This window comes from Streptomyces sp. NBC_00457 (genome assembly GCF_036014015.1).
Lineage (GTDB): Bacteria > Actinomycetota > Actinomycetes > Streptomycetales > Streptomycetaceae > Streptomyces.
On the sequence record NZ_CP107905.1, the window covers coordinates 1,000,593 to 1,016,179 of the forward strand.

Genomic DNA, 15,587 nt, shown 5'->3' on the forward strand with positions numbered 1-15,587 from the left:
ATGTTTCAGCACCCCTGGAGTTCGCATGTCTGTTCGCATCCTGGCGCTCGTCGGCAGCCTTCGCGCCGGTTCGCACAACCGTCAGCTCGCCGAGGCCGCCGTCAAGCTGGCCCCGGAGGGCGCGGATATCCACCTGTTCGAGGGCCTGGCCGAGATCCCCTTCTACAACGAGGACATCGACGTCGAGGGCAGCGTCCCGGCCCCGGCCGCCAAGCTGCGCGAGGCCGCGCAGGCCGCCGACGGGTTCCTGCTCTTCTCGCCCGAGTACAACGGCACCATCCCGGCCGTCCTGAAGAACGCCATCGACTGGCTGTCCCGCCCGTACGGCGCCGGCGCGATCACCGACAAGCCGGTCGCCGTGGTCGGCACCGCCTTCGGCCAGTACGGCGGTGTGTGGGCGCAGGACGAGGCCCGCAAGGCCGCGGGCATCGCGGGCGGCAAGGTGCTGGAGGACGTCAAGCTGTCCATCCCCGGTTCCGTGACCCGCTTCGCCGAGACGCACCCGGCCGACGACGCCGAGGTCGCCGCGGACCTCGCCGAGGTCGTCGCCCGGCTGCACGTGTACGCCGGAGAGACCGCCGCGGCCTGAGCCGCACCCTCCCCCACAGGGGCCGGAGCCGCGCGAGGCTCCGGCCCCCGTGTGCGTCAGGCCACCGCCTCGGGCGCCAGCTCACGCAGCTCCGCCAGCGCGGCAGCGACCGCGGGGCGCTCGTGGCCGCCGCGGCGCGTGCAGGTGAGGAGCTTGCGGTGCGGGTCGGCCGCGCACTGCACCCGGGTGATGGGCAGGTGGGGTGTCAGCTGTGCCAGCCGTGGGATCAGCGCGACCCCGAGCCCGTGCGCGACGAGATGGGCCATCACGTTCCAGTCCATCGCCTGGTGCACGACGTCCGGAGTGAACCCGGCCGCCCCGGCCGCCGACAGCACATGCGGACGGCAGGGGCTGTCCGGCACGGGGGCGATCCAGGGCTCGTGCGCCGCCTCCGCGAGGTCGATCCGGCCCCGCCCCGCCAAGGGGTGATCCTCGGGTACGACGAGGTCGAACGGGTCGTCAAGGAGCGGCTGTTGATCGAAGCGTGCGTCGCTGAGGGGCGGGTTGAACAAGGTGGCCTCGACGACCGCCAGATCGCACTCCCCCTCGAAGAGCAGGTTGAAGCTCTCCGGCACCTCCGCCTCCTGGATCCGTATGTCCAGACGCGGATGGCGTGTGCGCAGCCGCGCCGCCATGGGCGCCAGCAGTACCGAGACCGCCAGCGGGAATCCGCTCGCGCGCAAAGGCCCCGCGGGTTCGCCCTGGTCGGCCCGCAGATCCAGCTCGGCCCGGTCCCAGCGGGCCTGGATGGCGTCGGCGTGCGCGAGCAGGCTCTCGGCGGCCGGGGTGAGACGTACCCCGCGACCCTGCGGTTCGAGCAGGTCGACGCCCAGATCGCGGGCCAGCTGCCGGATCTGCTGGGAGGCCGCGGACGGCGTGAAGTGCAGGGCCTGGGCGGCCGCGGTGACCGTGCCGTAGTGGGCAACGGCCCTCAGGACGTGCAGTCGGCGCAGGTCAATCATGAAGTCCACGCTTCAAGGTGGAGTCCACGAAGTCAACCTGGACGTGTATGGAGGCCGGGCAGCACCCTGGCTGTGTCGCGACGGTCAACCAGCCATGACGCCCAACGACTTACGGAGTTCCCATGACCAGCACGACCGGCACCGTCTGCCCGCACTGCGGCTGGCCCGACGGAGCCGAGCCCTTCCAGGTCGTGTCCCGGCACGTCACCGCCGCCGGCACAACGGTGTGGACCCGCTGCGGCTGCGGCTCGCTCCAGGTCCGGGTCGTCGACGACCACGGCATGCGGATCGTCTCCCGCAGCCGCCCCGCCCTCACCGAGCCGAGCCCGGCGAGCTAAGCCACGCGTTCCGACTCGTTCTCCCGCTCCTGCTTCTTCGCGGCGCGCAGGCTCGTCACCGTGGTCACCGCCAGGACGAGCACGATGAAGCCGAGCGAGAAGGGGATGGAGATCTCGGGGACGTGGACCCCGGACTCGTGCAGGGCGTGCAGCACCAGCTTGACGCCGATGAAGCCGAGGATGATCGACAGGCCGTAGCTGAGGTGGACCAGCTTCTTCAGCAGGCCGCCGATGAGGAAGTACAGCTGCCGCAGACCCATCAACGCGAACGCGTTGGCGGTGAAGACGATGTACGGGTCCTCGGTCAGACCGTAGATGGCGGGGATGGAGTCGAGGGCGAAGAGCACGTCGGTGGAACCGATGGCGAGCATCACGACCAGCATCGGGGTCATGACCCGCTTGCCGTTCTGCTCGACCCACAGCTTCGTGCCGTGGTAGCGGTCGGCCACACCGAAGCGGCGCTCGACCATCTTGAGCAGCTTGTTCTCCTGGTACTCCTCCTCGTGCTCCTCCTTGCGGGCGTCCTGGATCAGCTTCCAGGCGGTCCAGATCAGGAAGGCGCCGAAGAGGTAGAACACCCACGAGAAGGTGGAGATGATCGCCGCACCGGCCGCGATGAAGCCCGCACGCAGGACGAGGGCCATCAGGACACCGACCATCAGCACGCGCTGCTGGTACTGCGAGGGCACTGAGAACTTCGCCATGATCAGGACGAAGACGAAGAGGTTGTCGACGCTCAGCGACTTCTCGGTGATGAACCCGGCGAAGAACTCACCGGCGGGCTGCCCGCCGCCGAAGACGGCCAGGCCGAGCCCGAACAGACAGGCCAGCACCACCCATACGACCGTCCAGGTCCCCGCCTCCTTGACCGACACGTCGTGCGGCTTGCGGCCGATGAAAAAGTCGACGGCGACGAGGGCACAGAGCCCCACTACGGTCAGCAGCCAGACGGAGAGGGAGACGTTCACGGGATTACTCCTAGTGCGATGGGGCCTGGACAGCGTTGTCGTCGCTTCCTTTCCGTTCCACTGACGGAAGGTGAACAAGAGGTCATGTCGTGGCAAGGTCTCATAGACGGATGTGCTGGTCAGCGGGGTGCCACCCGCCGTACGGCGGGCAGGTTCCGCCGTACGGCGGCGCTCCCGGGCCGCCGTCGTGCGCGGACCATGACCACAAGAGCCGCCGCGCGACAGCGTGATGTGAGGAGAAGCCATGACCCAGGTGCCGCCCCCGTTCGACCCCGAGCTCGCCGCCGCGCTGGAGACGATCAAGGACATGATCTCGCCCAGTCTCACGTCGGAGGAGATCGAGGAGGTGAGGACCGGTCCGGGCATCCAGATGCTGGCCGAGCTGGACCTCACCGACGGCGGGTTCTTCGAGGTCGAGGACCGGGTCGTGCCGGGGCCGGAGGGAGCCCCGGACATCTCGCTGCTGATCTGCCGTCCGGCCGCCGAGCCGGTCGCGGGCCCGCGTCCGATCGTCTACCACGTCCACGGCGGGGGCATGGTCCTCGGCACCAACCGGGTCGGCGTGGACGTACCACTGGCCTGGGCCCGGGAGCTGGACGCGGTCGTGGTGTCCGTCGAGTACCGGCTGGCGCCCGAGCATCCGCACCCGGCGCCGGTCGAGGACGTGTACGCGGGTCTGGTGTGGACGGCGGACCACGCCGAGGAGATCACCGGGGACCCGGAGCGGATCGTCGTCGCCGGTGCCAGCGCGGGCGGCGGGCTGTCCGCGGCGCTGGCTCTGCTCACCCGTGACCGCAAGGGCCCGCAGCCGGTCGGGCAGCTCCTGATGTGCCCGATGCTCGACGACCGCAACGACACGCCGTCGTCGTACCAGATGGCGGGCCTCGGCATATGGGACCGCACGTCCAACGACACCGGCTGGACGGCCCTGCTCGGCGAGGCGCGCGGCGGCCCGGACGTGCCCGCCTACGCGGCACCGGCCCGGGCCGAGGACCTGACCGGGCTGCCGCCGGCCTTCCTGGACGTCGGTTCCGCGGAGACCTTCCGCGACGAGGTCGTCGCCTACGCCTCACGCCTCTGGCAGGCCGGCGGCGTGGCCGAGCTGCACGTATGGCCAGGCGGCTTCCACGGCTTCGACGGCTTCGCCCCACAGGCGGCCCTGTCCCAGGCAGCCCGGGCGGCACATCTGCAGTGGCTGCGACGACTGCTGGGGAACTGACGCCCGACCGATCCCCACTCCCCCAGTCCGGGGCCCACAGGCGGCCCGGACCCAGACAGCCCGGGCAGCACACCTGCAACGGCTGCGACGACTGCTGGGGAACTGACGCCCGACCGATCCCCACTCCCCCAGTCCGGGGCCCACAGGCGGCCCGGACCCAGACAGCCCGGGCAGCACACCTGCAACGGCTACGACGACTGCTGGGGAACTGACGCCCGACCGATCCCCACTCCCCCAGTCCGGGGCCCACAGGCGGCCCGGACCCAGACAGCCCGGGCAGCACACCTGCAACGGCTACGACGACTGCTGGGGAACTGACGCCCGACCGATCCCCACTCCCCCAGTCCGGGGCCCACAGGCGGCCCGGACCCAGACAGCCCGGGCAGCACACCTGCAACGGCTACGACGACTGCTGGGGAACTGACGCCCGACCGATCCCCACTCCCCCAGTCCGGGGCCCACAGGCGGCCCGGACCCAGACAGCCCGGGCAGCACACCTGCAACGGCTACGACGACTGCTGGCGAGCTGACGCCCGACCGATCCCCACTCCCCCAGTCCGGGGCCCACAGGCGGCCCGGACCCAGACAGCCCGGGCAGCACACCTGCAACGGCTACGACGACTGCTGGCGAGCTGACGCCCGACCGATCCCCACTCCCCCAGTCCGGGGCCCACAGGCGGCCCGGACCCAGACAGCCCGGGCAGCACACCTGCAACGGCTACGACGACTGCTGCGGAGCTGAGGCCCGGCGGATCCTCGCTCCCCCGGATCCGGTGCCCCCGCAGGTTCCTCATCCACGCCCGATGCCGCACCATGGGCAGATGAAAGAGCTGGCCGGGCGTCTGACGGCGCTGGATCCGGATGCCGGTGCCGCCGTGCGGGTCATCGCCTACTTCGACCGGCTGTCCGAGTCGCGGGCGGGCCTGGAGGCGCTGGTGCGCGGGGCGGCCGTACTGGCCGGGGTGCCCGCGCGGCTCGTCGATGCCGACCGGCGGGTACAGGTGCGCGTGGAGCCGGACGGCACCCGGCACGACTCCGACCTCCCGCCGGACCCCGGCTGGCCGTGCGCGGCGCTGATTCCGGACGGTGCGCCGGCGCTGTGGCTGGAGCGCGCGGAGGCGGAGCCCAGTGTGGTCGACGCGGTGATCCTGGAGCGGGCGGCCGGTGCCGTCCGGCGGGTCCTCGACCGCACCCGGGGCCGGGCCCCCGTCGACGACCCCGCCCTCGTCGAAACCGTCCTCGACGCCACCGCCCCGGAGGCGGCCCGGCTGCACGCCGCACGCCGGCTGGGCCTGGACCCCGCGGGACGGGCCCGCGCCCTGGCGCCGTACGACGGCCGCCCCCGCATCGCACCGGCGCACCCGGAGACCGAGCCACCGCTCACCGGACAGCGCATGGGCGTCGGCCCCGCCGTCCCCGTGCTCGACCTGCCGCGCTCCTGGGCGGCGGCCCGCACCGCCCTGCGCTTCACGGCGGACGGCACCGCTCAAGACCCCGGCACCCGCGTCGTCCACGCCGACGACCTGGGCGGTATCGCGCTCCTCGCCGACCTGGTCGTCCCCGGTGCCGAACCCCCGCCCGACGTCCGCGCCGTAGAGGCGGCGGCAGCGTCGACGCCCTGGCTGCTGGCCACGCTGACCGCGGTCGCCTCGACGGCGAGCCTGCGCGCGGCGGCCACCGGGATCAACGTGCACCACTCGACGCTCCAGGACCGGCTGGCCCACGCCGAGCATCTGCTGGGCTGGCCGGTGCGCACTCCGCAGGGCCGGCTCAGGCTGCAACTGGCCCTGGCGATGCGGCACTTGGCGCGCTCATAACCCGAGACGCGCGTTACGCCACCCCCGGCGACGCGCGCTGCTCAAGTCGCCGCAGCGCCGTCCGGCCCCACTCCAGGTTCGCCCGCTCGAAGGCCACCCCGCCCATCAGCGTGAGGAAGGGCCCGATGCGCTCGGCGTCGGCGAAGTACTCGTCCTCGCTGCGTCCCGCCAGCAGCCGCTCCCGCATCCGCTCGTACCGGGCCAGCTTGGCAGTGGACCGCTCCATTCGCTCGACGACCGCGGCCCGTACGGCGTCGATGTCGCCGGTGTCGCCTATGTCGACGCACTGGACCCGGACCATCAGTTCGTCCCGGATGGCCGTCGGTTTCGAGGGCCCTTCGGCGACATAGGCGCGCAGGACGTCACGACCGGCTTCGGTGAGCGAGAAGAGCCGCTTGTTGGGCCGGCGTTCCTGCTGTACGACCCGGGCGGAGACGAGCCCCTCGTTCTCCATGCGCTCCAGCTCCCGGTAGAGCTGCTGGGGCGTGGCCATCCAGAAGTTCGCCACCGAGGCCTCGAACCCCTTCGCGAGGTCGTACCCGGACGCCTCGCCCTCCAGCAGCGCGGCCATCACCGCATTACGCAACGCCATGGCCTCAAATTATCAGTCCGTTGATTACTCAACGGGGCGACCGTCGCCTCGCCCAGGGTCTTGACCCGCGGTCGGATGTTACCGGTAACATCCCTCCTCGTGACCGAACCACAGACCGCTCGGCCCCTTACCCCTCCCCTGGCTCCTTCCGTCTTCAGCCCGTCCGCGGTGGTCGCGTCCTGCGTGGGCTTCGTGCTCATCGGCGCGCTCCAGGCCCTCTACGGCCCCTCGATCCCGGCCCTCCGCGAAAAGTTCGGTCTGTCGCCCTCGGCCGCCGGGCTGGCGCTGAGCGCGCACTTCGTGGGCGGGGTGGCGGGTGTGCTGCTCTTCGACCGGCTGTACGGCCGGATCGGCAACCGGCGGCTGCTCGGCGTCTCCTATCTGCTGATGGCGGTCGGTGCGGCCGGGTTCGCGCTGGCGCAGAGCTGGCCCGTGGCCCTGGCCGCCGCGCTGCTCGCCGGGCTCGGGTTCGGCGGGATCGACTACGGCCTGAACCAGCTGTTCGCGGTCGGGTTCGGCCGCCGTTCCACCGCGATGCTGAATGTCCTCAACGCGCACTTCGGCGTGGGCGCGATCCTCGGCCCGGCGCTGATCGGTGCGGTGGGCGCGGAGCACTATCCCGCGGTGTTCCTCGGTTTCGCGCTGGCCAACCTGCCGTTGCTGCTGTGCTTGAGGGGCGTACGGGACCGGGTGCCGCCGCCTGCCAGTGAGGTGCCGGAGTCCGGTGCCGGGGTCCTCCGCCGCAGCCTCGGCTCGGTGCTCGCCGTGTTCGTCGCGCTGTATGTCCTGCACGTGGGCATCGAGGCCGGGGTGGGCGGCTGGGAGCCCACCCATCTGGAGACCGTGGGTTATGGCGCCGGGGCCGCGGCCACCGCCACGTCCGTATACTGGCTGATGATGACCGTCGGCCGCTTCCTGGTGGCGCCGCTCGCGCTGCGCTTCTCGGCGCAGGCCATCATCACCGTCTCCTGCGCGGGTATGACGGTCTGCCTGCTGCTGGCGGCCGTGCCGGGCCTCGCCCCGTACGCGTACGCCGGGGTCGGTCTGTTCATCGCGCCGATCTTTCCCACCGGGCTGCCGTGGCTGCACCGGGCGGCCCCGGGCGCCCGGCGGGCCGGTGCGGTCGTGATCGCCGCGTCGATGGTCGGCGGTGTCGCGGCCGGTCCGGCGCTCGGCAAGGCCATCGAGTGGTCCGGGATCCGCGCGGTCCCGCTGCTGCTCTGCGCCGTCTCGGCGGTATGCCTGGCCGCGACGCTCTGGCTCATCCGCGCGACCCGACGCCGCTGAGAGCTCCGCTGGGTAGGCGGTTTGTTCGCCGCGGGCCGGTGGGGGCTGATCGCGCAGTTCCCCGCGCCCCTTGCGGGGCGCGGCCCGGCTTCCGTCCGATGCGCTGCGTGCCGAGGGGTTGCGGGTGCGGGTGCTGCCACCGAACGCCGAAGCCCGGGTGCATGTGCCCGGTGAGGCCCGCGACGGCTGGGGTACAGATCCCGGCGAGCGGGATGAGTGGGCACGCGGGGCGGTCGTGGGCGGTCCCGCCGGGACAGGGCCCGCCGTGCGCGCCGCCTATGCTGAGGACCTGCCGCCGCGATCCCGAGGACACACCCGCCATGACCAGTAGCGCCGTTCCGAAGGGGCGCAGTCGTCGGAACTTCGCCGGGGCGCGTCCTGTCATGGATGACGTGGCGCGGCTGGCCGGTGTCTCGAAGCAGACCGTGTCGCGGGTGCTCAACGACAACCCGGCGGTGCGCCCCGAGACCCGGGAGGCGGTGCGGGCCGCGATGCGTACGCTCGGCTACCGCCCGAGCCGCAGCGCCCGGTCCCTGGCCAGCGGCAGGACCCGCATGCTCGGCGTGATCTCCTTCGACGCGGCGCGCTACGGACCCGCCTCCATCCTCACCGCGATCAACACGGCGGCGCAGGAGGCCGGTTACCTGGTGAGCTCCATCGCCCTCGACACGGCCGACCCGGACACGGTGGTCGAGGCCGTGGACCGGCTGTCGGCCGAGGGCGCGGAGGGCGTGATCGCCATCGCCCCGCAGGCGTGGGTGGGCCGGGCGCTGGTGGACGCCCGTCTCGACAGTCCGCTGGTGGTCCTGGAGAACGACCTCGGGGGCGGCGGCACGCCCCTGGTCACCGCGAATTCCCGCATCGGCGCCCGTGACGCCACCGAGCACCTGCTGCGCCTCGGCCATCCGACCGTCTTCCACATCGCGGGCCCGACCGGATGGACCTCCGCCGATCTGCGCGTCGCCGGCTGGCAGGCGACTCTGGAGGCGGCCGGGGCCGAGGTGCACGCCCCGCTGACCGGCGACTGGAGCGCCGAGTCCGGATACGACCTGGGGCAACAGCTGGCCCGCCGCTCCGACGTCACCGCGGTCTTCGCGTCCAACGACCAGATGGCGCTCGGCGTCCTGCACGCCCTGCACGAGGCCGGGCGGGCAGTCCCCGGGGACGTCAGTGTCGTCGGCTACGACGACATCCCCGAGGCCGCCCACTTCCTCCCCCCGCTGACCACCGTCCGCACGGACTTCGCCGAGATCGGCACCCGGTCACTGCGGCTGCTGCTCAACCGCATCGACGACCCCGCCGAGCCACCCCGCGTCGAGCCGCTCGTCCCGGTCGAACTGGTCGTCCGCCGCAGCAGCGGTCCCTACGGCCGCTCCTCCTGAAGCACCTTCACGTCCCAGGGCCCCAGCGGCACCGCCTCCGGATGCACCACGCCCGACAGCACATCCCGTACGGCCGCGGGCACCGGAACAGACACCTCCTCCCACGACCAGTTGTGCAGGAAGCGGACCCGCCGGCCGTCCCGGGCGGTGGCGGAGGTCGCGGTGACGCTCGGCGGGGCCGGGCGCCACTCGTCCGCCGGGACGGCCCACTGGAACAGGGCCCGGGCGAACTCGGGGTCGGGGACCGTGCCGACATAGGTGATCCGGCCGGCTCCATGCCGGTGCGTGGTGGCCGCGGGCCAGCGCCCGAAGTGCGGGTGCTCGTACGCCGCCAGCTCCTCGGCGCCCTGCGGCCGCAGACCATCCACCCAGTGCAACGCGTGGGCGCCGGGCGGGAGTTGGAGGCCGGAGCGGCCGGTCACGGTGAGCGGCGCTCCGAGGTTGCTGAATTCGTCGTACGTCACTCCGGCCGCCTCGGCGAGCAGTCCAGGCTGTGCCTCGGTGCGAGCCCTGGCCTCGGTGTCGGCGTAGGCGGTGCGAGGGCCCAGGATCAGGTGGCCGCCGTTGGCCGCGTACTCCTTGAGCCGGTCGAGGGTCTCGTCGTCGGCGGCGTAGAAGGCGGGGGCGACCAGGACGGGGGGCAGGTCGTGGTCGGGCAGCTGGCCGGGGTGGAGGATGCGGGACTGGAGGCCCGCGTCGAAGGCGCCACGGTAGAAGGCGTCGAAGATGGTCTGGTACGAGCTTTCGTCGGGGCCTCCGTCAGGCAGGGCGAGCGGCGCCTGAGCCTGGAGGGCCCACTTGCTCGGCGAGGAGTAGAGGAAGGCCACGTCGGCGTCGGGAGTCAGGGCTGACACCAGGTCACCTGCTGTCTCCAACTCCTCTCCCAGAGTGGCCAGTTCACGGTAGACGCGGCCGGGGCGGCCGTTGTGCGGGAGGATGCCGCCCCAGTAGGTCTCGGTGCCGAAGTGCAGGGTGTGCCAGTGCCAGTACTCGATCATCGAGGCGCCGCGTGAGACCAGCGCCCAGGCCGCCTGGCGCCACTGGCCGTCGTAGGCCGGGCGGTTGTTCCACGGGGTGCCGATCGCCTGGGCGTTGGTCTCCGTGACCAGGTAGGGCTCCTGGCGGGAGGAGTACATGCGGTCGGCGCTGCGGTACAGGGCCCAGGTGCCGTTGGTCGTCCAGCCCTGGTCGTCGCGGCCCAGGTCGGGCAGGGCGAGGGCGTCCTGCATCGTGTAGTAGGGGTTGCCCGCCGTGACGTCGAGGCGCTCGGTGAGTTTGTCGTCCTCGACGCCCTTGCGGTCGTAGGAGATGCAGGTGGTGACAAACTGGCCGGGGCGGGCGTACTCGCGCACGATGTCCGCCTGCCAGGCGATGAACTCGGTGGTGAGGCGGGCCTGGAAGCGGCGCCAGGCGAGGTCGTACTGGGGCTGTGCGTTGTTGTCGGGGGTCCACAGGTCGGCCCACGTGGACAGCCGGTGGGACCAGTAGACCAGGCCCCAGGCGCGGTTGAGGGTCTCCACGTCTCCGTATTGCGCCCGTAGTTCGTCGGTGAAGCGCTGGAACACGCCGTGGTTGTGGAAGAGTTCGAGGCCGGGTTCGTTGTCTACCTGGAAGCCGATCACGGCCGGGTGGCCGGCGTAGCGGCCGACGACCTTGCGGATGATCCGCTCGGCGTGGAAGCGGAACGCCGGGTGGGTGAAGTCGACCTCCTGCCGGGCGCCCCAGCCGATGCGCTCACCGGTGCGGCGCTCGCCCGCGATCTCCGGGTACTGCCGGGCGAGCCACGGCGGCACCGCGTAGGTGGGCGTTCCGAGAACGACGGAGATCCCCCGCTCCTGTGCCCCGTCCAGCACCGGCTGCAGCCAGTCGAGGTCGAAGCGGCCGTTCTCCGGCTCCCAGGTCGACCACACCGACTCGCCGACCCGGATCACCGTGAAGCGGGCCTCGGCCATCAGGTCGAGGTCGTCCTTGAGGCGTTCGTAGGGCTGGTACTCGTGGTAGTAGGCGGCACCGAACAGAACCCGTCGCGGCAGGTCGAACATGCTTCTCCTATACGTCGGTTGAGGCAGCGTCAGCCCTTGACGGCGCCGGTGGACAGGCCTTCGAGGAGCTGTTTGCGGAGCAGGACGAAGAGGGCGACGGCGGGCAGGACGGCGAGCACGGCTCCGGCGAGGACCAGGTCGTACTGGCGCTGCTCGGAGACGAACAGGGTCTGCAGGCCCAGCGGCAGGGTGTACTGGGAACTGTCGGACACCAGGACCAGTGGCCACAGGAAGCTGTTGTAGCTCTGCAGGAACGTCCACACCGCCAGCGCACCGAGCGCGGGCCGCAGCAGGGGCAGCACGACGCGGCGGAAGATGCCGAACTCGCTCGCGCCGTCGATACGGGCCGCTTCGAGCACCGAGTCCGGGACGGACTGCACGATGTACTGCTGCATCATGAAGATCCCGAACGCGGGCGCCACCCAGGGCACGATCAGCGCGAACCACGGGCTGCCCAGGCCGGTCTTGACCAGGATCACGAACAGCGGCACCAGGATCACCGCGAACGGGATGGACAGCGAGCTGAACATGACGGCGAACAGCGGCCGTCTGCCCGCGAAGCGGAACTTGGCGAAGCCATAGCCGGCCAGGGCGCACACGAACACCGACACAGCCGTCGCGATGACCGCGACCACGGTGCTGATCACGAACCAGCGTACGAAGGGCTGATCGTCGATCAGGGCACGGTAGTTGTGGAGCGTGAACGGGTCGGGGATCAGCTCGGGCGGGTGGGCGAAGATGTCGCCGCGTGGTTTGAACGAGCCGCTCAGCGCCCACAACAGCGGTGCCAGGAAGGCCAGGAGCAGCAGGACGAGCGTCGGGTACAGCAGGATTCGGCCGGTCCGTGTGGGGGTGTTCATGAGGTCGCCCTCCCGATGCCGAGGAGACGGTTGAAGAGCGTGCTCAGGCCGAAGACCACGACGAACAGCACCACAGCCGCGGCGGCCGCGTACCCGAACTGCTGTCGCTGGAAGGCGGCCCGGTAGATGAACATCGTCACCGAGAGGGTGGACTCGGCCGGTCCGCCGCCGGTGAGGAGATACGGCTCCTCGAAGATCTGCGCGGCGCCGATGAAGGAGGTGACCACGACGAACGCGGTCACCGGCTTCAGCGCCGGGAGGGTGACCGTCGCGAAGGTGCGCAGCCGTCCGGCGCCGTCGATCGCGGCGGCCTCGTACAACTCCTTCGGTACTGCTTGGAGTCCGGCGAGGAAGAAGACGGTGAGGTAGCCGGTCCAGCGCCACAGCATGACCAGGCCGATACTGATCTTGGCCATGCCCGGGTCGCCGAGCCAGTCGACGCCGCCGGTGCCGAACAGGGCACGGAGCACGGAGTTCAGCAGTCCGAACTGCCGGTCGAAGATCAGCCCGAAGACGAGCGCGACGATGATCGGCGAGACGACGACCGGCACGAAGTACGCCGTCCGCCACAGATCGCGGACGCGCAGCCCCCGCGTGTTGAGGGCCTGGGCGATCAGCAGCGCAAGCGGTACGACCACGCAGACCGAGATCAGCACGAAGACGCCCGTGTTGCCGAGGGCCCGGTGGAAGCTGATGTCGGTGGCGAGGTTCCTGTAGTTGCGCAGGCCCACCCAGTGCGGGGTGCCCAGGCCGACCCATTCGGTGAGGCTGAGCCACAGGGAGACGGCGACGGGGATCAGCATGAAAAGGACGTAGAGCAGGTAGAAGGGCGAGATGAAGAGGTAGGGCGCCCAGGAACGCTTCCGGGGAGACGAGCGGGCCGTGTCGACGCGCTCACGTGCGGTGTGCGCCCGGCCGGCGACGGTGGTGGTCATATCGGTCCTCCTTCCTAGCGTCCGGCCTGGTCGCGGAAGTCTTCCGCCGTCTGTTTGAGCGCCTGGCGTGGGCTGAGGTCGCCGTGGTAGGCGCGCAGTAGGTTGCCCGCGAGGACGTCGTAGAGGATCGACTGGTCCGGGCTCTGGTGGAAGGCGGGTACGTCAGGGAGCAGCGAGCGGTAGAGGCGGAAGAGGCGCTGTCCGCCGCAGAACTCGTCGGTGAGTGCGTTGAGTCGGGGATCCTCGAAGACGGAGCGGCGGGTGGGGAGATAGCCGGTCTCCTGGAAGCGGCGGACCTGGCCGTCGTGTGTCAGCCAGGTGTTGAGGAGGAACTCCGTGGCGGCCCGGGTGTTGGCCTTGTCCTTGAGGACGCCGAATCCGGTGCCGCCCGCCGCGGCCGTGATGCCGCCGCCCTTCGCGAACCGGGGCAGGGCCCGCACCCGCCACTTGCCTTTCTGCTCGGGCACGTTGGGCAGCAGGCCGTAGTTCTTGTACCAGATGGCCATGGGCAGGCCGATCACCTTGCCCTGCTTCAGAGCCGTCTGCATGGCCGCCCCGTAGTAGTCCGAGATGTCGACGACGAAGCCGCTGCGCAGTCCCTCGCACAGGAAACGCAGCACCTCCTCCGCCTCCGCCGAGTCGAGGGCCAGTTGCTGGTCGGCGTCGAAGAAGGCTCCGCCGCGCTGGTAGAGCAGCATCTGGAAGGACTGCACGAGCTGGCCGACGTCACTGCCCGCGGTGGAGACGACGCACAGGGAAGCGCCGTGGTCCTGGTGCACACGGGCGCCCAGTTCGGCGAACTCCTCCCAGGTCGGGACGGAGTCCGGGATGCCGTACTCGGTGAAGAGGTCGTCGCGGTAGTAGTAGACGACCATCGGGGTGTCCGAGTCGAGGGCGTAGACGCTGCCGTCCATGCTGTACGGCGCGGTGCGGGCCGGGAGCAGGTCCTTCTGGAGGCCGGGGACGGCGGCGATGTCGGCGGTGAGGTCGTGCAGGAGGCGCGGTGCGATGTCGCCGCGCAGCATCCGCGGGAAGCTGCCGATCTCGAATCCCGCGAGGTCGGGCGTACCGCGGCCGGCGACTGCCTGGGCGAGCAGCTTGGTGACGAGGTCGGCGGCCCCGGCGCGGGTGACCTCGAGCCGGTAGCGGAAGTCGGTGAGGCGGTCGGCGTCCGTGATGCCCTTGGTGAAGAAGGCCTCGTATCCGGGATCGTGGGTCCACAGGGCGAGCGTCACGTCTCCGGACGTACGGGCTGTGGTGCTCCCGGTGCCACAGGCGGCGAGGGCGGCGCCCGCCCCCAGTCCCAGGGCGCTGCGGAGCACGGTTCGGCGTGATGGGGTGTCCACACGTGACTCCTCACGTGGTGCGGCTGCGAAAGTGTCGCGTGCGCGGCCGTCCCGGGCGGCGCACGCGGGCAGGGCGGATCGGGTCGGCGGCGGGGTGCCGCAGACCGTTCCGCCGACGGATCAGCGGCTGGGTGCGGTGGAGGCCCGTACGGCCAACTCGACCGCGAGTGCGGTGTGCCGGTCCGGACGGGCCTTTCCTTCGATCATGGCGATGAGGGTGTCGACGGCGTGGTCGGCGACGGCGGTGAAGTCCTGCCGGACGGTGGTCAGGGGTGGGGAGAGGTAAGGGGCGGCGGGGATGTCGTCGTAGCCGACGATGCTCACGTCGTCGGGGACGGCCAGTCCCGCCTCGGCGAAGGCGCGCAGGGCGCCGATCGCCATGTCGTCGTTGGCGGCGAACACGGCGGTCACATCGGACAGTTGGGCCAGCTGGCGGCCGGCCGCGTACCCGGAGGCCGGGCTCCAGTCGCCCTCGGTGGGCAGCGGCGGCTCGGGGGCGCCGACGGCTTCGAGTGCTTCGCGCCAGCCCCGCAGCCGGTCGCGGGCGGCGTACCAGTCCTGGGGTCCGGGAAGGTGCCAGACCGTGCGGTGACCGAGCCCGAGCAGATGCTCGGTCGCCATGCGGGCGGCCGCCACCCCGTCGGCGCCGACCACGGCGCCCACCCCTTCGGTGAGCTCCATGCCCTCGCCGAGGCTGACCACCGGCACGTCCGCGCTGAACCGGAGCGGGGTGCCCTCGTCGATCGGTTCGGACAGGACGATCCCGTCCACGCCCTGTTCGAGTAGGGACTCGACGGCGACCGAGACGCGCTGCCCCTCCAGGGTTCCGGCCAGGGCGAAGGAGTAGCCCGCCCGCTGCATCGCCCGTTCCAGCGCGCTGAGCAGGGTGGACGGTCCGTACAGCGCGGTGCCCAGCGTGACGACGCCGATCCGCCGGTACCGGCCGAGGAGCAGGGCACGCGCCGCGTTGTTCGGGCGGTAGTCCAGCTCCCGGATGACCCGCAGGACGCGGTCGCGTACCTCCGGGCTGACATGCGGTTCGCCATTGACGACCCGCGACACCGTCTTCTGCGAGACACCGGCGACCCGGGCGACCTCCGTCATACCGGGGCCACGCCGACGTCGTCCGCCCTCGGCAGCGGTGGTTGCCATGCATCCTCCTCGTTCGCGACTACGTAGTCATGGGCGTGCGCAAGTACAGCTTCAAGCCCTGTGACTACGTAGTCATGTCAGTGTCAGGGCCGCTCAGG

14 protein-coding genes are annotated in these 15,587 nt (G+C 71.2%); 6 read left to right on the plus strand and 8 right to left on the minus strand.

All coding sequences use genetic code 11. The features are described from left to right. The first annotated feature begins 25 nt into the window (after positions 1-25). Positions 26-589: an NAD(P)H-dependent oxidoreductase gene (locus tag OG828_RS04725; protein WP_328500200.1), complete on the plus strand. Its 564-nt coding sequence runs from the start codon at positions 26-28 to the stop codon at positions 587-589. Positions 590-645: 56 nt separating this feature from the next. Here OG828_RS04725 and OG828_RS04730 read toward each other — a convergent pair whose 3' ends face one another. Further along, a complete protein-coding gene (locus OG828_RS04730) occupies positions 646-1,551 on the minus strand; it encodes a LysR family transcriptional regulator (protein WP_328500201.1) in 906 nt (301 codons plus the stop codon). A 122-nt stretch (positions 1,552-1,673) separates the two neighbouring features. Between OG828_RS04730 and OG828_RS04735 the strand changes: the two genes are divergently transcribed. Next, positions 1,674-1,889: a hypothetical protein gene (locus OG828_RS04735; RefSeq protein WP_328350464.1), complete on the plus strand. Its 216-nt coding sequence runs from the start codon at positions 1,674-1,676 to the stop codon at positions 1,887-1,889. On the opposite strand, the gene OG828_RS04740 is transcribed toward OG828_RS04735, so the two are convergent. Further along, positions 1,886-2,857 (minus strand): TerC family protein, encoded by a 972-nt coding sequence (locus OG828_RS04740; protein WP_328500202.1) that lies wholly within the window; start codon positions 2,855-2,857, stop codon positions 1,886-1,888. The genes OG828_RS04735 and OG828_RS04740 overlap by 4 nt on opposite strands. Positions 2,858-3,101: 244 nt before the next feature. On the opposite strand from OG828_RS04740, the gene OG828_RS04745 reads away from it, so the two are divergent. Continuing rightward, positions 3,102-4,076, plus strand: a complete 975-nt coding sequence (locus OG828_RS04745; RefSeq protein WP_328350468.1) for an alpha/beta hydrolase — start codon at positions 3,102-3,104, stop codon at positions 4,074-4,076. 821 nt (positions 4,077-4,897) lie between these two features. Further along, positions 4,898-5,893, plus strand: a complete 996-nt coding sequence (locus tag OG828_RS04750) for a helix-turn-helix domain-containing protein (RefSeq protein WP_328500203.1) — start codon at positions 4,898-4,900, stop codon at positions 5,891-5,893. 13 nt (positions 5,894-5,906) lie between these two features. Here OG828_RS04750 and OG828_RS04755 read toward each other — a convergent pair whose 3' ends face one another. Continuing rightward, on the minus strand, positions 5,907-6,485 hold the full coding sequence (locus OG828_RS04755; RefSeq protein ID WP_328500204.1) for a PadR family transcriptional regulator: 579 nt from the start codon (positions 6,483-6,485) through the stop codon (positions 5,907-5,909). Between the two features lie 99 nt (positions 6,486-6,584). Between OG828_RS04755 and OG828_RS04760 the strand changes: the two genes are divergently transcribed. Further along, positions 6,585-7,772, plus strand: a complete 1,188-nt coding sequence (locus OG828_RS04760; protein ID WP_328500205.1) for an MFS transporter — start codon at positions 6,585-6,587, stop codon at positions 7,770-7,772. A 320-nt stretch (positions 7,773-8,092) separates the two neighbouring features. After that, complete coding sequence (locus OG828_RS04765) at positions 8,093-9,154, plus strand: LacI family DNA-binding transcriptional regulator (protein WP_328500206.1); 1,062 nt, start codon at positions 8,093-8,095, stop codon at positions 9,152-9,154. On the opposite strand, the gene OG828_RS04770 is transcribed toward OG828_RS04765, so the two are convergent. The 5 genes from OG828_RS04770 to OG828_RS04790 all read right to left on the minus strand — a co-directional run bounded on the left by OG828_RS04770 (position 9,136) and on the right by OG828_RS04790 (position 15,489). Beyond that, entirely contained in the window at positions 9,136-11,196 is a 2,061-nt protein-coding gene (locus OG828_RS04770; RefSeq protein ID WP_328500207.1) for a beta-galactosidase, read from the minus strand. The two genes, OG828_RS04765 and OG828_RS04770, sit on opposite strands and share 19 nt — an antisense overlap. Before the next feature lie 29 nt (positions 11,197-11,225). After that, entirely contained in the window at positions 11,226-12,056 is an 831-nt protein-coding gene (locus OG828_RS04775) for a carbohydrate ABC transporter permease (RefSeq protein WP_328500208.1), read from the minus strand. Continuing rightward, complete coding sequence (locus OG828_RS04780; protein ID WP_328500209.1) at positions 12,053-12,991, minus strand: carbohydrate ABC transporter permease; 939 nt, start codon at positions 12,989-12,991, stop codon at positions 12,053-12,055. Before OG828_RS04780 ends, OG828_RS04775 begins: the two co-directional genes overlap by 4 nt. 14 nt (positions 12,992-13,005) lie before the next feature. Then, the gene (locus OG828_RS04785; protein WP_328500210.1) at positions 13,006-14,337 is read right to left on the minus strand and encodes an ABC transporter substrate-binding protein; all 1,332 of its coding nucleotides are present in this window, start codon (positions 14,335-14,337) and stop codon (positions 13,006-13,008) included. A gap of 120 nt (positions 14,338-14,457) precedes the next feature. Further along, positions 14,458-15,489, minus strand: a complete 1,032-nt coding sequence (locus OG828_RS04790) for a LacI family DNA-binding transcriptional regulator (RefSeq protein WP_328500211.1) — start codon at positions 15,487-15,489, stop codon at positions 14,458-14,460. Positions 15,490-15,587 lie beyond the last annotated feature (98 nt).